Source organism: Burkholderia ambifaria AMMD (assembly GCF_000203915.1).
In the GTDB taxonomy this organism is placed as follows: Bacteria; Pseudomonadota; Gammaproteobacteria; order Burkholderiales; family Burkholderiaceae; genus Burkholderia; species Burkholderia ambifaria.
On record NC_008390.1, the window covers coordinates 1021803 to 1039628 of the forward strand.

Annotated in this window: 19 protein-coding genes; 14 read left to right on the forward strand and 5 right to left on the reverse strand. The window is 66.0% G+C overall.

Annotated elements, in window-relative coordinates; all coding sequences use genetic code 11:
• Window positions 1-50 precede the first annotated feature (50 nt).
• From rfaD to cysM, 3 genes are all read left to right on the forward strand, one after another.
• Window positions 51-1043, forward strand: a complete 993-nt coding sequence (rfaD, locus tag BAMB_RS04735) for an ADP-glyceromanno-heptose 6-epimerase (protein ID WP_011656283.1) — start codon at window positions 51-53, stop codon at window positions 1041-1043.
• Window positions 1044-1116: 73 nt separating this feature from the next.
• Complete coding sequence (locus BAMB_RS04740; protein WP_011656284.1) at window positions 1117-1461, forward strand: ComEA family DNA-binding protein; 345 nt, start codon at window positions 1117-1119, stop codon at window positions 1459-1461.
• Between the two features lie 185 nt (window positions 1462-1646).
• Window positions 1647-2549, forward strand: a complete 903-nt coding sequence (gene cysM / locus BAMB_RS04745; protein WP_011656285.1) for a cysteine synthase CysM — start codon at window positions 1647-1649, stop codon at window positions 2547-2549.
• Window positions 2550-2625: 76 nt separating this feature from the next.
• On the opposite strand, the gene mltB is transcribed toward cysM, so the two are convergent.
• Complete coding sequence (gene mltB / locus BAMB_RS04750; RefSeq protein WP_011656286.1) at window positions 2626-3972, reverse strand: lytic murein transglycosylase B; 1347 nt, start codon at window positions 3970-3972, stop codon at window positions 2626-2628.
• 43 nt (window positions 3973-4015) lie between these two features.
• Between mltB and BAMB_RS04755 the strand changes: the two genes are divergently transcribed.
• Complete coding sequence (locus BAMB_RS04755) at window positions 4016-4939, forward strand: histone deacetylase family protein (RefSeq protein WP_006750743.1); 924 nt, start codon at window positions 4016-4018, stop codon at window positions 4937-4939.
• A 26-nt stretch (window positions 4940-4965) separates the two neighbouring features.
• Here BAMB_RS04755 and BAMB_RS04760 read toward each other — a convergent pair whose 3' ends face one another.
• On the reverse strand, window positions 4966-5886 hold the full coding sequence (locus BAMB_RS04760) for an alpha/beta hydrolase (RefSeq protein WP_041491334.1): 921 nt from the start codon (window positions 5884-5886) through the stop codon (window positions 4966-4968).
• Window positions 5887-6101: 215 nt separating this feature from the next.
• On the opposite strand from BAMB_RS04760, the gene BAMB_RS04765 reads away from it, so the two are divergent.
• From BAMB_RS04765 to BAMB_RS04785, 5 genes are all read left to right on the forward strand, one after another.
• The gene (locus tag BAMB_RS04765; protein WP_011656288.1) at window positions 6102-7136 is read left to right on the forward strand and encodes a methionine ABC transporter ATP-binding protein; all 1035 of its coding nucleotides are present in this window, start codon (window positions 6102-6104) and stop codon (window positions 7134-7136) included.
• Window positions 7126-7779: a methionine ABC transporter permease gene (locus BAMB_RS04770; protein ID WP_011656289.1), complete on the forward strand. Its 654-nt coding sequence runs from the start codon at window positions 7126-7128 to the stop codon at window positions 7777-7779. Before BAMB_RS04765 ends, BAMB_RS04770 begins: the two co-directional genes overlap by 11 nt.
• 28 nt (window positions 7780-7807) lie before the next feature.
• A complete protein-coding gene (locus BAMB_RS04775) occupies window positions 7808-8602 on the forward strand; it encodes a MetQ/NlpA family ABC transporter substrate-binding protein (RefSeq protein WP_011656290.1) in 795 nt (264 codons plus the stop codon).
• 229 nt (window positions 8603-8831) lie between these two features.
• A complete protein-coding gene (locus BAMB_RS04780) occupies window positions 8832-9581 on the forward strand; it encodes an electron transfer flavoprotein subunit beta/FixA family protein (protein WP_011656291.1) in 750 nt (249 codons plus the stop codon).
• A 16-nt stretch (window positions 9582-9597) separates the two neighbouring features.
• Entirely contained in the window at window positions 9598-10533 is a 936-nt protein-coding gene (locus tag BAMB_RS04785) for an electron transfer flavoprotein subunit alpha/FixB family protein (protein ID WP_011656292.1), read from the forward strand.
• Window positions 10534-10865: 332 nt separating this feature from the next.
• On the opposite strand, the gene BAMB_RS04790 is transcribed toward BAMB_RS04785, so the two are convergent.
• Window positions 10866-12152 carry a D-amino acid dehydrogenase gene (locus BAMB_RS04790; protein WP_011656293.1) on the reverse strand — a complete coding sequence of 429 codons (1287 nt, stop codon included), beginning with the start codon at window positions 12150-12152 and terminating at the stop codon, window positions 10866-10868.
• Between the two features lie 145 nt (window positions 12153-12297).
• Between BAMB_RS04790 and BAMB_RS04795 the strand changes: the two genes are divergently transcribed.
• Window positions 12298-12786, forward strand: coding sequence for an Lrp/AsnC ligand binding domain-containing protein (locus BAMB_RS04795; protein WP_006762687.1), 489 nt, complete (start codon window positions 12298-12300; stop codon window positions 12784-12786).
• 109 nt (window positions 12787-12895) lie between these two features.
• Window positions 12896-14074: a PA0069 family radical SAM protein gene (locus tag BAMB_RS04800; protein WP_011656295.1), complete on the forward strand. Its 1179-nt coding sequence runs from the start codon at window positions 12896-12898 to the stop codon at window positions 14072-14074.
• Between the two features lie 16 nt (window positions 14075-14090).
• On the opposite strand, the gene BAMB_RS04805 is transcribed toward BAMB_RS04800, so the two are convergent.
• Both BAMB_RS04805 and BAMB_RS04810 read right to left on the reverse strand, forming a co-directional pair.
• On the reverse strand, window positions 14091-14558 hold the full coding sequence (locus BAMB_RS04805; RefSeq protein WP_041491121.1) for an NINE protein: 468 nt from the start codon (window positions 14556-14558) through the stop codon (window positions 14091-14093).
• Window positions 14559-14667: 109 nt separating this feature from the next.
• Window positions 14668-15807, reverse strand: coding sequence for a PQQ-dependent sugar dehydrogenase (locus tag BAMB_RS04810; RefSeq protein WP_011656297.1), 1140 nt, complete (start codon window positions 15805-15807; stop codon window positions 14668-14670).
• Window positions 15808-15960: 153 nt separating this feature from the next.
• Between BAMB_RS04810 and rpsP the strand changes: the two genes are divergently transcribed.
• The 3 genes from rpsP to trmD are packed head-to-tail and all read left to right on the forward strand — an operon-like array spanning window position 15961 to window position 17729.
• Window positions 15961-16215: a 30S ribosomal protein S16 gene (rpsP, locus tag BAMB_RS04815; protein ID WP_006476550.1), complete on the forward strand. Its 255-nt coding sequence runs from the start codon at window positions 15961-15963 to the stop codon at window positions 16213-16215.
• A 42-nt stretch (window positions 16216-16257) separates the two neighbouring features.
• On the forward strand, window positions 16258-16938 hold the full coding sequence (gene rimM / locus BAMB_RS04820; RefSeq protein WP_041491122.1) for a ribosome maturation factor RimM: 681 nt from the start codon (window positions 16258-16260) through the stop codon (window positions 16936-16938).
• Window positions 16935-17729, forward strand: coding sequence for a tRNA (guanosine(37)-N1)-methyltransferase TrmD (gene trmD, locus BAMB_RS04825; RefSeq protein WP_006761287.1), 795 nt, complete (start codon window positions 16935-16937; stop codon window positions 17727-17729). Before rimM ends, trmD begins: the two co-directional genes overlap by 4 nt.
• Window positions 17730-17826 lie beyond the last annotated feature (97 nt).

Genomic DNA, 17826 nt, shown 5'->3' on the forward strand with positions numbered 1-17826 from the left:
TTCGGCGGCGCGCCGCGCGGATGTCTCGCAATTTTTCAGGCAGAACGATCATGACCGTCATCGTCACCGGCGCAGCCGGTTTTATCGGCGCGAACATCGTCAAGGCGCTCAACGAGCGCGGCGAGTCGCGCATCATCGCGGTCGACAATCTGACGCGCGCGGACAAGTTCCGCAACCTCGTCGATTGCGAGATCGACGACTATCTCGACAAGACGGAATTCGTCGAACGCTTCACGCGCGGCGATTTCGGCAAGGTACGCGCGGTGTTCCACGAAGGCGCCTGTTCGGACACGATGGAAACCGACGGCCGCTACATGATGGACAACAACTTCCGCTACAGCCGCGCGGTGCTCGATGCGTGCCTCGCGCAGGGCGCGCAGTTCCTGTACGCGTCGTCGGCCGCGATCTACGGCGGCTCGACGCGGTTCGTCGAGGAGCGCGAGGTCGAGGCGCCGCTGAACGTCTACGGCTATTCGAAGTTCCTGTTCGACCAGGTGATCCGCCGCGTGCTGCCGAGCGCGAAGAGCCAGATCGCCGGGTTTCGCTACTTCAACGTGTACGGCCCGCGCGAGACGCACAAGGGCCGCATGGCATCGGTCGCGTTCCACAACTTCAACCAGTTCCGCGCGGAAGGCAAGGTCAAGCTGTTCGGCGAGTACAACGGTTATGCGCCGGGCGAGCAGACGCGCGATTTCGTGTCGGTCGAGGACGTCGCGAAAGTGAACCTGTTCTTCTTCGATCATCCGGAGAAGTCGGGCATCTTCAACCTCGGCACCGGCCGTGCGCAGCCGTTCAACGACATCGCATCGACGGTCGTGAACACGTTGCGCGCGCTCGACAACCTGCCGCCGCTGACGCTCGCGCAGCAGGTCGAGCAAGGGCTGATCGAATACGTGGCGTTCCCCGACGCGCTGCGCGGCAAGTACCAGTGCTTCACGCAGGCCGACCAGACGAAGCTGCGCAGTGCCGGCTACGATGCGCCGTTCCTGACGGTGCAGGAAGGTGTCGACCGCTACGTGCGTTGGCTGTCCGGCCAGGTTTAAACGCACGCGCTGCGTCGCTAGACTGGGTCTCACGGTCGGCAGCCGCCGATCGTTTTCATCGGAGATCCAGCACATGATCAAAAAATGGTTTGCCGCGGCCGCGATGCTCGGCGCGATCGCGTCGGCATGGGCGGCCGTCGACGTCAACACCGCGAATGAAGATGCACTGGTCGGCATCAAGGGCATCGGTCCCGCGCGGGCAAAGGCGATTCTCGACGAGCGTGGCGCGCACGGCCCGTTCAGGAATGCAGAAGATCTTGCGTCGCGCGTGAAAGGCATGGGCGGCCATACGGTCGAGCGCCTGCAGCAGGAAGGATTGACGATCGGCGCGGCCGCTTCGGTCGCGACGGCCCCGGCCGCCGGCAAGCCCGCTGCGGCGAAACCTGCCGCGGCGCCCGCCCGCACCGCGCAGAAGTAACACACACCGGACGAAAGGCTCCTTCAGTCGCCGTCTTGCGACGGCTTCCCGCGGCATGCCGCGGGTTTTTTGCGTCATGCCGCATGCGGCAGACCTATTCCATCGTCGCGATGGGGTTGCCGGCGCGCGCCCCCGCGCTGGTTTACAATCGATTGATTGATCTGCCTCGCACTCACGGTATCTCCATGGCTTACAAAACTATCGAAGACACGATCGGCAACACGCCGCTCGTGCAACTGGTCCGCCTGCCGGACGACGAGATTCGCGCACGCAACAACGTGGTGCTCGCCAAGCTGGAAGGCAACAATCCGGCAGGGTCCGTGAAGGATCGCCCGGCGCTGTCGATGATCAGCAAGGCCGAGGCGCGCGGTCGCATCAAGCCGGGCGATACGCTGATCGAGGCGACGAGCGGCAACACCGGCATCGCGCTCGCGATGGCCGCGGCAATCCGTGGCTACAAGATGGTGCTGGTCATGCCCGAGGATCTGTCGGTCGAGCGTCGCCAGAGCATGGCCGCTTACGGCGCCGAAATCATCCTGACGCCGGTAAAGGGCGGGATGGAACTGGCGCGCGACCTCGCGGAGCAAATGCAGCGCGAAGGCAAGGGCGTGATCCTCGATCAGTTCGGGAACCCCGACAATCCGGTCGCGCACTACGAAGGAACGGGCCCGGAGATCTGGCGCGACACCGAAGGGCGCATCACGCACTTCGTATCGGCGATGGGCACGACGGGCACGATCATGGGCACGTCGCGCTATCTGAAGGAACAGAATCCGGCGATCGAGATCGTCGGCGCGCAGCCGGAAGAAGGGTCGCGCATTCCGGGCATTCGCAAATGGCCGGAAGCCTACATGCCGACGATCTTCGATCGCAGCCGCGTCGATCGCGTCGAGAGCGTGAGCCAGGCCGCGTCGGAGACGATGGCGCGCCGGCTCGCGGCCGTCGAAGGCATCTTTGCCGGCATTTCGTCGGGCGGCGCATGCGAAGTCGCGATGCGCATCGCTCGCCAGGTCGAGAACGCGACGATCGTGTTCATCGTCTGCGACCGCGGCGACCGCTATCTGTCGACCGGCGTGTTTCCTGCCTGAGCCCGATCGGCGTCCGCTGCGTCGAACGATAAAAAAACGCCGCATGAGCGGCGTTTTTTCTTTGCGCGGGCCGGGCTTACTGCGCCGGCGTCTCCGTATCCGCGGCAGGCAGCGGCAGCGCGCCGTTCGCTTCCATCTGCGCCTTCACGGCTTCGCCGAGCTGGTACACGGTGAGCGCGTAGAAGAAGCTGCGGTTGTAGCGCGTCAGCACGTAGAAATTCTTCAGGCCGAGCATGTATTCGGTCGCGCGTCCCGGCGACGGCAGATCGACCACGGTGACCGGCGTGCCGCCTTCGGTGGTGATGTTGACCGTCGGCTCGTTGAGGGTCAGGCCGGCGCGCAGCAGTTGCGACAGCGCCCAGTGCGGCTCGGGCTGACCGTCCGCCGCTGCCTGCGCGATGCCGAGGCTGCCCGTGTCGGGCGTGATGCGCCAGACCACCGGGCGATCGGTCTCCCAGCCATGCTGCTTCAGGTAGTTCGCGACGCTGCCGATCGCGTCGGCAGGACTGCTGCGCAGATCGACGTGGCCGCCGTCGTAGTCGACCGCATACTGGCGGATGCTGCTCGGCAGGAACTGCGGGATGCCGATCGCGCCCGTGTACGAGCCGAGCACGGTGGTCGGGTCGAGCTGGTTGTCGCGCGTCCAGACCAGGAAGTCCTCGAGGTTCTTGCGGAACGTTGCCTGGCGGCTGTCGCGATTCGGCGTGTCCGGATAGTCGAACGTGAGCGTCGTCAGCGTATCGAGCACGCGGAAGTTGCCCATGTAGCGGCCATAGATCGTTTCGACACCGATGATGCCGACGATCACTTCGGGCGGCACGCCGAATTCCCGTGACGCGCGCTGCAGCGTCGCCTGGTTCGCCTTCCAGAATTTCACGCCCGCGTTGATGCGGATCGGCTCGATGAAGCGCGAACGATAGACGCTCCAGTTCTTCACCGAAGGCGTCGGCGCCGGCTTCACGAGCTTCACGGCGGTGGCCGAGTAGCTGATGCGCGAGAACAGCGCATGCAGGCTCGCGGAATCGAAGCCGTTGCGGCTCACCATCTCGTCGATGAACGCGTCGACCTTCGCGTTGTTCGCGTAACGCTGAGGAACGATTTCCTCTTCGAAGGTCTGGCCTTGCGACGGCTGCTGCGGCGGTTGATCCTGCGCGACGCGCGTGCCGGAGGACTTCGCAGGCTGCGTCTGCGCGACGGCGGGTGCGGCGGCCAGCGTAGCGGCGACGGCAGCGGCAACGAGCGGAACGCGAACGCGCGACAGTGCGGAGAGAAGGGCGGCAGGCTTGCTGGAATTCATGTCGAAGCGGGCTGACAGGGCGATGGGGTTCGGCGCAGTATACCCGACGCACCCTGCGTGCCGGGGCGATGCAGCGCACCGTTGTGGTAAGTTAGCGGCGAATTCGCGGCAGACGATGGACATCATTGATGGAGACTCGTGGCGCACCTTGCGTCGCGGATGACAGCTTATGGCAACCGCCTTCTATACGCACCCCGATTGCATGTTGCACGAGATGGGGGAATGGCATCCGGAATGCCCGGCCCGACTGTCGGCGATCCAGGATCAGCTGATCGCGAGCCGCATCGACGACCTGATCGTGCACGAAACCGCCCCGTTCGCGAGCGAGGTGGCGCTGGGCCGCGTGCATACGCAGGCTCATATCGACTACATCCGCAGCATGACGCCCGTCGACGGCTACGTCGAGATCGATCCCGACACGCTGATGAACCGCGACACGTGGCGCGCCGCGCTGCGCGCGGCTGGCGCTGCGATCGCGGCGACCGACGCGGTGATCGAAGGCCGCTACGCGAATGCGTTCTGCAGCGTGCGGCCGCCCGGCCATCACGCGGAACCCGCGCGTGCGATGGGCTTCTGCTTCTTCAACAACGTGGCGATCGCCGCGCGGCATGCGCTCGACGTTCACGGCATCGAGCGCGTCGCGATCATCGATTTCGACGTGCACCACGGCAACGGCACCGAAGCCGCGTTCGCGAACGACGAGCGCGTGCTGATGTGCAGCTTCTTCCAGCATCCGCTGTACCCGTTCTCGGGCGCCGATCATCAGGCGCCGAACATGGTCAACCTGCCGATGCCGGCACGCAGCAACGGGATGGCGATCCGCGAAGCGGTCGACATGTTCTGGTTGCCGCGTCTCGACGCGTTCAAGCCGCAGATGCTGTTCGTGTCGGCCGGTTTCGATGCGCATCGCGAGGACGACATCGGCAACCTCGGCCTCGTCGAGGCTGATTTCGAATGGCTGACCGCGCAGGTCGTCGACGTCGCGCGCCGGCATGCGCAGGGCCGCATCGTGAGCTGTCTCGAGGGCGGCTACAACCTGTCCGCGCTCGGCCGCAGCGTCGTCGCGCACCTGCGCGTGCTGGCCGGCATTTGACTGGCAGGCAGCGCGGCAGCGTGTGTTCAGCGCGCCGGCACGCGCGCGTGAATCCACGCGATCAGCGCATCGATCACGCGATCGCGCTCGAGATCGTTCATCGTCTCGTGGAACCCGCCTTCGTATAGCGTCAGCGTGCGATCGGGCGAGCCGACGTGGGCGCCGAATGCACGGCTTCCGTCGGGCTCGGTCAGCTTGTCCTCGGTGCCGTGATAGACGAGCACCGGCACGCGCAGCGCACCGCGGCCGCGCTCGATGCGCGCCATCGCGTCGAGGATTTCGGCACCGGTGCGCGCCGGCACCGCGCCATGGTGCACGAGCGGATCGGCACGATTGGCCGCGACGACGGCCGGATCGCGCGACAGCAGCGCCGCATCGATCCTGATTGCGGGGAAGCTCGGCCATGCACGGCTGATGAAGCGGCTCATCGCGAGCATCCAGCGCGGCACGTCGCGCCCCGGCGCGAGCGCGGGGCTCGACAGCACGAGACCGGCCAGCGCGTGGCCGCTGGCCGGCACGCGTTCGATCGCATACAGCGCAGCGACGGCGCCGCCCATGCTGTGTCCCATCAGGAAGAGCGGCGTATCGCCGCAGGCGGCTTCGGCAACGAGTGCATCCGCATCGTTCAGGTAACCGTCGAAACGCTCGACCCACGCACGTTTGCCGGGCGACTGGCCGTGCCCGCGCAGATCGATCGCCAGCACGTCGATGCCGGCTGCGTTCAGTCTGGCCGCCAGCGCCGTGTAACGGCCCGCGTGCTCGGCGAGGCCGTGCACGAGCGCGAGCGTCGCGCGCGGCGGCTCCGTGCCGTCGCCGGCCGGCCAGCGGTACGACGCCAGTTCGAGTCCGTCCGCGGTGCGCAGCCGGCCCATGCGCGGAGCGGGCGGCGACGCCAGCTCAGGTGCTGCGGTGACGGGTCCGGCGGCCGGCGTGGTAGTGGCGTTCATCTGGCGGGTCCCCTGTTCGTTGGCATCGGTGTTCCGGATCATAGTCGCCGCATTCCCGAGGCGGGCCCGCAGCGCCCCTCTAATTTCGTCTGGTTATGAAAAGATCGAAATCGATTATTAAGGGGAATGAGGCGTTTGCGGTAAAATCGCCGGCTATTCCAGATGCATCGGCGGCCGACTGGCGGGCCTCGCCAGCCGGCCGCCGTTCTGTTTACATGATCGAATTACGCAATCTGTCTCAGCGTTTCCCCGGGCCGACAGGCTGGGTCGACGCGTTGCACAACGTCAATCTGACGATCCCGCAGGGCGAGGTGTTCGGCATCATCGGCCGAAGCGGCGCCGGCAAGAGCACGCTCGTGCGCACCATCAATCTGCTCACGCGGCCGACCGAAGGCAACGTCGTCGTCGGTGGACGCGATCTCACGCTGCTGCCGGCGGGCGCGCTGCGCGAAGCGCGCCGCGAAATCGGCATGATCTTCCAGCACTTCAACCTGCTGTCGTCACGCACGGTGTTCGACAACGTCGCGCTGCCGCTCGAGCTGGCCGGTGCAGGCCGCGCCGACATCGAGGCGGCCGTGCTGCCGCTGCTCGACCTCGTCGGGCTGTCCGCGCAGAAGGACCGCTATCCGGCGCAGATCAGCGGCGGCCAGAAGCAGCGCGTCGGCATCGCCCGCGCGCTCGCGAGCAAGCCGAAGGTGCTGCTGTCGGACGAAGCGACGTCGGCGCTCGACCCCGAGACCACGCGCTCGATCCTCGATCTGCTCAAGCGCATCAACCGCGAGCTCGGCCTGACGATCGTGCTGATCACCCACCAGATGGAAGTGATCAAGCAAGTGTGCGATCGCGTGGCGGTGCTCGACGCCGGCCGCGTGGTCGAAGAGGGCCGCGTGATCGACGTGTTCCTGCAGCCGCATCACGAAGTGACGCGCGCGCTGATCGGCGACGTGATCGCGCAGGAGCTGCCGCCGGCGCTGAAGGCACGGGTGGCCGAGCGGCTGAAGACGGGCAGCGGGCATTTGCTGCGGCTGGCGTTCACCGGCTCGGGTGTCGACCAGCCGATCCTGTCGGAGACGATCCGCCGGTACGAACTCGATTTCAACATCCTGCACGGCCAGATCGACGAGATCCAGGGTCAGGCGTTCGGGTCGCTCGCGGTGCTCGCGGGCGGCGAACCGGGCAAGGTCGGGCAGGCGCTCGCGTTCCTGCGCGAGCAAGGTGTAGTGGTAGAGGAGCTTTCGTATGTTGAGTGAGATGTTCGATATGTTCGTGCAGTCGTTCTGGGAGACGCTGATCATGGTCGGCATCTCGGGAGCGGTCGGCGCGCTCGTCGGGCTGCCGCTCGGCGTGCTGCTGTACCTGACCGACCGTCAGGGCGTGCTGCAGAACCTCGGCTTGAATCGCGTGCTCGGCGGCATCGTCAACGCAGTGCGCTCGACGCCGTTCATCATCCTGCTGGTCGCGGTCATTCCGCTCACGCGGCTCGTCACGGGGTCGTCGATCGGCACGGCCGCGGCGGTCGTACCGCTGACGCTCGCGGCCGCGCCGTTCGTCGCGCGGCTGGTCGAGACCGCGCTGCGCGAGGTCGACCGCGGGCTGATCGAGGCCGCGCAATCGATGGGCGCGACGACGTCGCAGATCGTGTTCAAGGTGCTGCTGCCCGAATCGCTGCCGGGCATCGTCGCGGGCCTGACGATCACGTTCGTGTCGCTCGTCGGCTATTCGGCGATGGCCGGTGCGATCGGCGGCGGCGGGCTCGGCGATCTGGGGATCCGCTACGGCTACCAGCGCTATCTGCCGGAAGTGATGTGGACGGTCGTCGCGATCCTGATCGTGTTCGTGCAGATCGTGCAATCGTTCGGCGACTGGCTCGTGCGCCGGCTGAGCCACAAGTAAAACGACATTCATCCATTTGGGGGAGACGATGCAACGACGTTTCATGCTGAAGTTCGCGGCCGCACTCGGCGCGGCCGCGCTGTTCGTGAGCGCACATGCGCAGGCCGAAACCATCAAGGTGGGCGTGACGGGCGGCCCGCACGCGCAGATCATGGACGTGGTGAAGAAGGTCGCGGCCAAGAGCGGCCTCGACATCCGCGTCGTCGAATTCTCCGATTACGTGCAGCCGAACGCGGCGCTCGCGTCGGGCGATCTGGACGCAAACAGCTACCAGCACGATCCGTATCTGCAGGCGCAGGTGAAGGATCGCGGCTACAAGCTGATCAAGGTCGCCGACACGGTCACGTTCCCGATGGGCATCTATTCGAAGCGCGTGAAGTCGCTGGCCGAGCTCAAGCCCGGCGCGCGCATCGCGGTGCCGAACGACCCGACCAACGGCGGCCGCGCGCTGCTGTTGCTGCAGAAGCAGGGGCTCCTGAAGCTGCGCGCGGACGCGGGCCTCAAGGCGACGCCGCTCGACATCGTGGACAATCCGCGCAAGCTGAAGATCGTCGAACTCGATGCGGCGCAGATTCCGCGCTCGCTGGCCGACGTCGACGCGGCCGCGATCAACACCAACTACGCGATGGAAGCGGGGTTGAAACCGAAGCAGGACGCGATCGCGATCGAGGGCCCGAACGGCCCGTACGCGAATGTTCTCGCGATTCGCGACGCCGACCGGAGCAAGCCGTGGGTCGCGAAGCTGGTCGCGGCCTACCATTCGGCGGAAGTGAAGCAGTTCATCGAACAGAAGTTCGGCGGGGCGGTCATCGCCGCCTGGTAACACGAGGTGCAGGGCGCGCCCGGCGACGATTAGAGTCGATGATCGAAAACCCGGGCTTTGCGTCCGGGTTTTTTCTCTTTTAAAATAGAACGACCGTTCGCTATTGCCGGCGCGCCGACGAGGAGCGCTATCCTCGATAGCCGCGATGGATGGGTCCGCTGGGCCGCGCAGTCACGAGGCCTCGCTATAGAATGGCCTCTGGTCGTATTCGTAACTTTGGAGCGTGTGCATGAAAATCCTGGTGCCAGTGAAAAGAGTGGTCGATTACAACGTGAAGGTCCGCGTGAAGTCGGACAACACGGGCGTCGACATCGCGAACGTGAAGATGTCGATGAACCCGTTCGACGAAATCGCTGTGGAAGAAGCGGTGCGCCTGAAGGAAGCGGGCGTGGCGACCGAAGTGATCGCGGTGTCGGTCGGTGTCGCGCAAGCGCAGGAAACGCTGCGCACGGCGCTGGCGATCGGCGCGGATCGCGCGATCCTCGTCGAATCGAACGACAGCGTCGAGCCGCTGGCCGTCGCGAAGATCCTGAAGGCGCTGGTCGACAAGGAGCAGCCGCAACTGGTGATCCTCGGCAAGCAGGCGATCGACGACGATTCGAACCAGACGGGCCAGATGCTGGCCGCGCTGGCAGGTCTCCCGCAAGCGACGTTCGCGTCGAAGGTCACGATCGCCGACGGCAAGGCCACGGTCGCACGTGAAGTCGACGGCGGCGCGGAAACGCTGTCGCTGACGCTGCCGGCGGTGGTCACGACCGACCTGCGCCTGAACGAGCCGCGTTACGTGACGCTGCCGAACATCATGAAGGCGAAGAAGAAGCCGCTGGAAAACGTGAAACCGGAAGACCTCGGCGTGGACGTGACGCCGCGTCTGAAGACGCTGAAGGTGGCCGAGCCGCCGAAGCGCGCGGCCGGCGTGAAGGTGCCGGACGTGAAGACGCTGGTCGAGAAGCTGAAGACCGAAGCCAAGGTGCTGTGAGAGGGAGCGGAAAGAAATGACGATTCTGGTGATTGCAGAACACGACAACGCGTCGATCAAGGCCGCGACGCTGAACACGGTGGCGGCGGCAGCGAAGATTGGCGGCGACATCCACGTGCTGGTCGCGGGCCACAACGCGCAAGCCGCAGCCGACGCGGCCGCGAAGATCGCGGGTGTGTCGAAGGTGCTGCTGGCCGACGCGCCGCAGCTCGAAGCGGGCCTCGCGGAAAACGTCGAAGCGACCGCGCTGAACATCGCGAAGGATTACTCGCACATCCTCGCGCCGGCGACTGCCTACGGCAAGAACATCGCGCCGCGTATCGCCGCGAAGCTGGACGTTGCACAGATCTCGGACATCACGGCGGTCGATTCGGCCGACACGTTCGAGCGCCCGATCTACGCAGGCAACGCGATCGCGACGGTGCAGTCGAGCGATCCGATCAAGGTCATCACGGTGCGTGCGACGGGTTTTGATCCGGTCGCAGCCGAAGGTGGCAGCGCATCGGTCGAGAAGATCGAAGCGGCGGCCGATGCAGGCAAGTCGCAATTCGTGAGCCGTGAAGTGACGAAGCTGGACCGTCCGGAACTGACGAGCGCGAACATCATCGTGTCGGGCGGCCGCGGTCTGGGCAGCGGCGAGAACTACACGAAGGTGCTCGAGCCGCTGGCCGACAAGCTGTCGGCGGCACTCGGTGCGTCGCGCGCGGCAGTCGACGCCGGCTACGTGCCGAACGACTACCAAGTCGGCCAGACCGGCAAGATCGTCGCGCCGCAGCTGTACATCGCGGTCGGCATCTCGGGTGCGATCCAGCATCTGGCCGGCATGAAGGATTCGAAGGTGATCGTCGCGATCAACAAGGATCCGGAAGCACCGATCTTCAGCGTGGCCGACTATGGCCTCGTCGGCGATCTGTTCGCGCTCGTGCCGGAGCTCGTGAACGAACTCGGCTGACGCAGGCCGCTTCGGCGGTCAACACGCAGCAAGACGAGGGGCGCGATGAGCGCCCCTTTTTTTGTGGCGTGCAGGTGAGGGTGGGGTGTTCTGCGATGCGCCGAGCCGCGATTGCGCAACGCTGCGGGGAGCATGCTCTTGTGCAGGCAGGCAGGCAGGCAGGCAGGCGGCCCTGCAGCGTCGATCGTTGGCCCGAAGAGCAACGAATGTGGGCGCGCTTGCGCAAGCCCGCTCCGGCGCCGGCAACGCGTTCGCTGCAACGAAAAAGGCGCCCCGCAAGGGGCGCCTTTCGGTCGATGCCGACCGCCCGCGTCGCCGCGGGCCGTTCCGGCTTATGCGTATGCCGGGCGCGTCTGGCCGGCCACGTCCTTCAGGTAGCGATGCACCGACAGGTCGTCGGCCTGAATCGCCGGCTTCTTGCCCGAGATCAGGTCGGCGAGCAACTGGCCCGACCCGCACGACATCGTCCAGCCGAGCGTGCCGTGGCCGGTGTTCAGGAACAGGTTCGACACCGGCGTGCGGCCGACGATCGGCGTGCCGTCCGGCGTCATCGGGCGCAGGCCCGTCCAGAACGTTGCCTTCGACGTATCGCCGCCGCCCGGGAACAGGTCGTTCACGCACATTTCGAGCGTTTCGCGGCGCGCGGCGCGCAGGTTCTTGTCGAAGCCGACGATCTCGGCCATGCCGCCGACACGGATGCGCTGGTCGAAACGCGTGATGGCGATCTTGTAGGTTTCGTCGAGCACCGTCGATACAGGGGCCGCCGCGTCGTTCACGATCGGCGCGGTGATCGAATAGCCCTTCAGCGGATAGACCGGGATCTTCATCAGGTTCGAGATGAAGCTGGTCGAGTACGAGCCGAGCGCGACGACATACGCATCCGCGCGCACCGTCTCGCTGCCGCACTGCACACCGGCGATCCTCCCTCCCGCGATCGCGAGCGAATCGATCGGCGTGTTGTAGCGGAACTTCACGCCGAGCGATTCCGCGAGCGCCGCGAGGCGCGTCGTGAACAGCTGGCAGTCGCCCGTTTCGTCGCCCGGCAGGCGCAGGCCGCCCGTCAGCTTGTGCGACACGGCGGCGAGCGCCGGTTCGGCGTTCTTCAACTCGGCCGGCGACAGCAGTTCGAACGGCACGTTGGCTTCCTGCAGCACCGCGATGTCCTTCGCCGCGCCGTCGAGTTGCTGTTGCGTGCGGAACAGTTGCAGCGTGCCGCCCGTGCGCCCTTCGTACTGGATGCCGGTATCGGCTCGCAGCGCCTGCAGGCAATCGCGACTATATTCGGCGAGGCGGACCATGCGGCCCTTGTTGACTGCGTAGCGGTCGGCCGTGCAGTTGCGCAGCATCTGCCACATCCACTGGAGCTGGAAACGCGTGCCGTCGAGGCGGATCGCGAGCGGCGCATGCTTCTCGAACATCCACTTGACGGCCTTCAGCGGCACGCCGGGCGCGGCCCACGGAGCCGCATAGCCGGGCGAGATCTGGCCGGCGTTCGCGAAGCTCGTCTCCAGCGCCGGGCCGGCCTCGCGGTCGATCACCGTGACTTCATGACCGGCGCGCGCGAGGTAATACGCGCTTGCCACGCCCACCACACCGCTGCCCAGAACGACGACTCGCATAGCTGCTCCAGATGGAAGGGATCAGGTCGAGGCCGGGCGCACCTGCGTCTCCGTGTAACCTCTAGCTGATCTAGTTTTTTGAGCTATGGTATTGTCGAATGTGCAGGTTTTGTTATCGTATTTTTCAGGTTTTCAGAATAAACAAATGAGAACGCAACGCCAGCCAGTACGCTCGCTCGACAAGCTCGACCGGCGCATCCTCAAACTGCTGCAGGACGACGGCCGGATGGCGATGAAGGACCTCGCGGAACAGGTCGGCCTGACCGTGACGCCATGCATCGAGCGCGTGCGGCGCATGGAGCGCGACGGGGTCATCACCGGCTATCACGCACGCGTCGATCCGGGCCAGCTCGGTGCCGCGCTGCTGGTGTTCGTCGAGATCACGCTTGGCCACAAGGGCGGCAACATGTTCGAGCAGTTCCGTCGCGAAGTGATGAAGATCGACGAGGTGCTCGAATGCCATCTCGTGTCCGGCGACTTCGACTATCTGATCAAGGCGCGGATCGGTGAAATGGCCGACTATCGCAAGCTGCTCGGCGACATCCTGCTGCAACTGCCCGGCGCGGTGCAGTCGAAGAGCTATGTCGTGATGGAGGAAATCAAGGAAACGCTGACGATTTCGGTCGGCGAATGACCGCTGCCGCTGCCGCGGCCGGTTGCCGGCGCCGCTGTCGGGCCCCTTATCTCGCCCTTGGCATGCTGCACCCAATACTGTATAAATATACAGTATTGGGTGCAGGCGAATGGGTGAGTGCATGGACGGCCGGTCCGACAACGAATTTCCGATAGCGCCGCCGGCGCCCCGCAAGGGGCGCGGTGCGGTCGACAATCTCCAGGGGCGGTACGAAACGGCGCTGCGCGAAGCGGTCGACGACGGCTGGGCGCACGAATCGGACGACGCCGATCTGCCCACGCCGCTGCGTACGCAGGTGTTCGAGGAGCGCGCGAAGAGCATCCTCACGCACAACCAGTCGCCTGACATCCCGTTCAGCGTGTCGCTCAATCCGTATCGCGGCTGCGAGCACGGGTGCATCTACTGTTTTGCACGGCCGACCCACAGCTATCTAGGGCTGTCGCCGGGGCTCGACTTCGAGAGTCGCATCTATGCGAAGGTCAATGCGGCCGAACTGCTCGAGCGCGAGATTTCGCGCAAGCGTTACGTGCCGGAGCCGATCGCGCTCGGCGTCAACACCGACGCATACCAGCCGGTCGAGCGCGACCTGCGCATCACGCGCAGCGTGATCCAGGTGATGCACGATCATGCGCTACCGTTCGCCGCGATCACGAAATCGTCGCTGATCGAGCGCGATCTCGACCTGCTTGCCCCGATGGCCGAGCGCGGGCAGGTGATGGCGGCGGTCACGATCACGACGCTCGACGCCGATCTCGCGCGCACGCTCGAGCCGCGTGCGGCGACGCCGGCGCGCCGGCTGCGTACGATCCGCGCGTTGCGCGACGCGGGTGTGCCGGTGGGCGTCAGCATTGCACCGATGATCCCGTTCGTCACCGAGCCGGACATGGAGCGCGTGCTGGAGGCCTGCGCGGAAGCAGGCGCGACGCATGCGAGCTATATCGTCCTGCGGCTGCCGTGGGAGGTCGCGCCGCTGTTCAAGAGCTGGCTCGCCGCGCATTTCCCCGATCGCGCGGAGCGCGTGATGAACCGTGTGCGCGACATGCGCGGCGGGAAGGACTACGACTCCGATTTCTCGAAACGGATGAAGGGCGAGGGGATCTGGGCCGACCTGTTGCGGCAGCGTTTCCGTCAGGCCGTGAAGCGGCTCGGGTTGAACGAGCGCAGGAACGGCATTCTGGATCTGTCGCAGTTTCGCGGCGCGCCGGCCGGCGCGGTGGCAGCGCGGCGCACCGTGGTGGGCGCAACGAGCACGACGTCGCGTGACGACACGCAGTTGAGCCTGTTCTGACGGTGCGCGTCGGCGCTTATTGCGAAATCTGCTTCGCCGCTTCGACTTGCGATTCGAAATACGTCTGGAACGACAGCGCAAGCGCGGTCATCAGCAGGAACGCGCCGATCAGCAGCGAGAAGATCACGATAAAGATCACCGTCCAGCCCGACCGGCTGTACTTGCCCGTATCGGCATTGAATTGCGCGTCCCATTTCTCGTCGGGGCGCAGGCCGTAGACGAGCGCGGCGAGGAACGCGGCGAGCAGCGAGATCGCACCCGGCACGGCGAGCCACCAGCCGAGGCTGGCTGTGCGTTGGGTGGCGGCGAGCAGCATGAAACCCGGAATCCCGACGATCGTCGCGAGCAGGTGCGCCCAGCCGTACACGTCGCGAAGGCCATACAGGTAGAAGCGGTGTGCGCCGAGCGAGCCGAACAGGAACGCGAGGGCGGCGGTGAGCGTCTTGGAGCGGAAGCGGCGGGACGGTGCGGTGCTGCTGGACATGGGTGGCGGCGGATTATCGTTGGCGTGGCGGCCGGCAGGCCGGCGCGGGGCGCTCGGCCCGGCACGCATTCTACGATGCGCGGTGGGCCACGGTCACCCCTCGGCTGCGTCAAGGTGCCGCATAGGTGACGCGGTAAATGGCGCCTGCATAGTCGTCGCTGACGAGCAGCGAGCCGTCGGGCAGCGGCAGCACGTCGGCCGGGCGTCCCCACACGGTGCCGTCCGCGCGCAGCCAGCCGGTGATGAACGGCGTCTGGCGCGCGTGGCTGCCGTCGGCTGACACGACCGCGCGCATCACGCGGTAGCCGACCTTGCTGCTGCGGTTCCACGAGCCGTGTTCCGCAATGAATACATTGTTGCGATACGACGCCGGGAACATCGGTCCCGTATAGAAGCGCATGCCGAGTGCCGCGACGTGCGCGCCGAGTTTCAGCACGGGCGGCACATGGCGGCGGCACACGTCGGCGCTGCCGAATTCGGGGTCGGGCGTGTCGCCGCCATGACAGTATGGAAAGCCGAAGTCGAGGCTTGCGCGCGGCGCGCGGTTCAGCTCGTCGTCGGGTACGTCGTCGCCCATCAGGTCGCGCCCGTTGTCGGTGAACCACAGCTCGCCCGAGTCGGGGTGCCATGCGAAGCCGACGGTATTGCGCACGCCGCGGGCGAATACCTCGCGGCCGCTGCCGTCGGCGTTCATGCGTGCGATGATCGCGTAGCGGCTGCGATCGGCGAGGCACACGTTGCACGGCGCGCCGGTCGGCACGTAGAGCTTGCCGTCGGGGCCGAATGCGATGAATTTCCAGCCGTGGTGATGATCGGTGGGCAGCGCGTCCGTCACGACCGCCGGCGCGGGCGGCCGGGCGAGCCGGTCGTCGACGTGGTCGAGGCGCAGGATGCGCGACACGGCGGAGATATAGAGCGCGCCGTCGCGATACGCGACGCCGACGGGCATGTCGAGGCCCGATGCGACCACGTAGCGGGCAGTGATCCGGCCCTCGTGCATCACGAACGCATGCACGCGGCCTTCCCGCGAGCCGACATACAGGATCCCGCGGGGCGACCACGCCATTTCGCGGGCGGTCGGCACGGCGTCGGTCAGTACGGTGACGTGAAAGCCGGGCGGCACGACGAGTTCGCCCACCGGCGGCGCGGCGCACGCCGTGGTGGCTGCGAGGCAGATGGCGAAGCCGGTCAGCAGGCCCGTGAGGCGATGCTGCGCGCGGTACGCCAGGGCGGCGCAAAATAGCGGCATGGCGGCGGGGAGCGTCGTGAACACGACGATTGTAGGCCCGGCGAACACGGCGCCTGCGGAATTTTTGCGCGTAAGTGTTTGTTGTGGCTTTGGTTTCCGGCTATAATCGCACGTTTCAGTAGTTTCGAACCCGGTTTCCCCGAAGGATTTCATATGGTTATCATCCGTCTGGCTCGCGGCGGCTCGAAGAAGCGCCCGTTCTACAACATCGTTGCTACCGATTCGCGCAATCGTCGTGACGGCCGCTTCATCGAACGCGTCGGCTTCTACAACCCGGTCGCCACGAAGGGCGAATCGCTGCGTATCGCTCAGGATCGCCTGACGTACTGGCAAGGTGTTGGCGCGCAACTGTCGCCGACCGTCCAGCGTCTCGTGAAGGAAGCGCAAAAGGCGCAACCGGCCGCCTAACATGGCGCGGTGTGCCGGTCGTGCCGGCTGCAAGGAGCATTGATGTCCGGTCACGATTCCGGTAACGCAAAGCGCGGGCGAGCGTCGTTTGGCGCATTCGTCCGCAAGCCGGTCGAGCGCGACGTTGTCGCGAGCGCCGGTGAGGCTGCCGAGCAGGGCAGTCTCGAAGCGGTGCAAGCCTGGCCCGACGATGCTGTCGAGGTCGGGGCAGTGGTCGACGCCTATGGCCTGAAAGGCTGGATCAAGGTGGCGACGCATGCCGACGCCGGTCGCGGCGGCGATGCGCTGCTCGACGCGCGCCGCTGGTGGCTGGAACGGGGTGGGGAGCGGTTGTCCGCCCGCATCCTGCAGTCGAAAACGCACGGCGACACAGTCGTCGCGCATGCCGCGGGTGTCAGCGACCGCGATGCCGCATTGGCTTTGCGCGGCTTTCGCGTGTTCGTGCGCCGGGAAGATTTCCCGGCATTGGCCGCGGACGAATTCTATTGGGTCGACCTGATCGGTCTCGAGGTCGTCAACGAGCAATCGGTGGCGCTTGGGACAGTGAGCGGGATGATCGACAACGGCGTGCATTCGATCATGCGCGTCGAGTATCCGGCAGTCGGCAAGGATGGTCAGCCGACCACCGACGAACGGCTGATTCCGTTCGTCGGCGTATACGTCAAGACGGTGGATCAGGCGGCACGTCGCATCGTCGTCGACTGGGAAGCCGATTACTCATGAACCAGGTTACGGAGAGCGCGGTGCAGTTCGACGTCGTCACGCTCTTTCCTGAAATGTTCCGCGCGCTGACCGACTGGGGTATCACCAGCCGGGCCGTGAAGCAGGAGCGCTTCGGGTTGCGCACCTGGAACCCGCGTGATTTCACGACGGACAACTACCGCACGGTCGACGATCGTCCGTATGGTGGTGGTCCGGGCATGGTGATGCTGGCCAAGCCGCTCGAGGCCGCGATCGGCGCTGCGAAAGCAGCGCAGGCGGAGCAGGGCGTCGCGAGCACGCGTGTGGTGATGATGTCGCCGCAAGGTGCGCCGTTCACGCACGAACGTGCGGTGCGGATGGCGCAGGAGCCTGGTGTCATCGTGCTGTGCGGCCGCTACGAGGCGATCGATCAGCGTCTGCTCGACCGTTGTGTAGACGAGGAAATCAGCCTCGGCGATTTCGTTCTGTCCGGTGGCGAACTGCCGGCGATGGCGATGATGGATGCCGTCGTGCGCCTGCTGCCCGGCGTGCTGAACGATGCGCAGTCAGCCGTGCAGGACAGCTTCGTCGACGGGCTGCTCGATTGTCCGCATTACACGCGCCCCGAGGAATACGAGGGAATGCGCGTGCCTGACGTGCTGCTCGGCGGGCATCATGCCGAGATCGAGCGGTGGCGCCGCCAGGAAGCATTGAAGAATACGTTGCGGAAGCGGCCGGATCTGATCGTCCGGGCGCGCCGCGAGAAGTTGTTGAGCCGGGCCGACGAGGCGTGGCTTGCGAACCTCGCACGCGAAGCGAAGAACGCCTCCTGAGGCGGCGTCGCGGGCGGGAAATGGCGGTGCCGTGCATGCGTGCGCGGCGCCTGATGTGAATCCATCCTCTGTCGGGGCCAGGCCTGGAAGCAGGCGG

Coding starts and splice junctions, on each gene's coding strand:
- BAMB_RS04805 (WP_041491121.1), bottom strand. CDS start 14,558: ATGTCCAGCAGCACCGCACCGTCCCGCCGCTTCCGCTCCAAGACGCTC.
- BAMB_RS04785 (WP_011656292.1), top strand. CDS start 9,598: ATGACGATTCTGGTGATTGCAGAACACGACAACGCGTCGATCAAGGCC.
- BAMB_RS04760 (WP_041491334.1), bottom strand. CDS start 5,886: ATGAACGCCACTACCACGCCGGCCGCCGGACCCGTCACCGCAGCACCT.
- rimM (WP_041491122.1), top strand. CDS start 16,258: ATGTCCGGTCACGATTCCGGTAACGCAAAGCGCGGGCGAGCGTCGTTT.
- BAMB_RS04770 (WP_011656289.1), top strand. CDS start 7,126: ATGTTGAGTGAGATGTTCGATATGTTCGTGCAGTCGTTCTGGGAGACG.
- cysM (WP_011656285.1), top strand. CDS start 1,647: ATGGCTTACAAAACTATCGAAGACACGATCGGCAACACGCCGCTCGTG.
- BAMB_RS04810 (WP_011656297.1), bottom strand. CDS start 15,807: ATGCCGCTATTTTGCGCCGCCCTGGCGTACCGCGCGCAGCATCGCCTC.
- rpsP (WP_006476550.1), top strand. CDS start 15,961: ATGGTTATCATCCGTCTGGCTCGCGGCGGCTCGAAGAAGCGCCCGTTC.
- rfaD (WP_011656283.1), top strand. CDS start 51: ATGACCGTCATCGTCACCGGCGCAGCCGGTTTTATCGGCGCGAACATC.
- BAMB_RS04740 (WP_011656284.1), top strand. CDS start 1,117: ATGATCAAAAAATGGTTTGCCGCGGCCGCGATGCTCGGCGCGATCGCG.
- BAMB_RS04765 (WP_011656288.1), top strand. CDS start 6,102: ATGATCGAATTACGCAATCTGTCTCAGCGTTTCCCCGGGCCGACAGGC.
- mltB (WP_011656286.1), bottom strand. CDS start 3,972: ATGATGTCCATCGTCTGCCGCGAATTCGCCGCTAACTTACCACAACGG.
- BAMB_RS04775 (WP_011656290.1), top strand. CDS start 7,808: ATGCAACGACGTTTCATGCTGAAGTTCGCGGCCGCACTCGGCGCGGCC.
- BAMB_RS04795 (WP_006762687.1), top strand. CDS start 12,298: ATGAGAACGCAACGCCAGCCAGTACGCTCGCTCGACAAGCTCGACCGG.
- BAMB_RS04800 (WP_011656295.1), top strand. CDS start 12,896: ATGGGTGAGTGCATGGACGGCCGGTCCGACAACGAATTTCCGATAGCG.
- BAMB_RS04755 (WP_006750743.1), top strand. CDS start 4,016: ATGGCAACCGCCTTCTATACGCACCCCGATTGCATGTTGCACGAGATG.
- BAMB_RS04780 (WP_011656291.1), top strand. CDS start 8,832: ATGAAAATCCTGGTGCCAGTGAAAAGAGTGGTCGATTACAACGTGAAG.
- BAMB_RS04790 (WP_011656293.1), bottom strand. CDS start 12,152: ATGCGAGTCGTCGTTCTGGGCAGCGGTGTGGTGGGCGTGGCAAGCGCG.
- trmD (WP_006761287.1), top strand. CDS start 16,935: ATGAACCAGGTTACGGAGAGCGCGGTGCAGTTCGACGTCGTCACGCTC.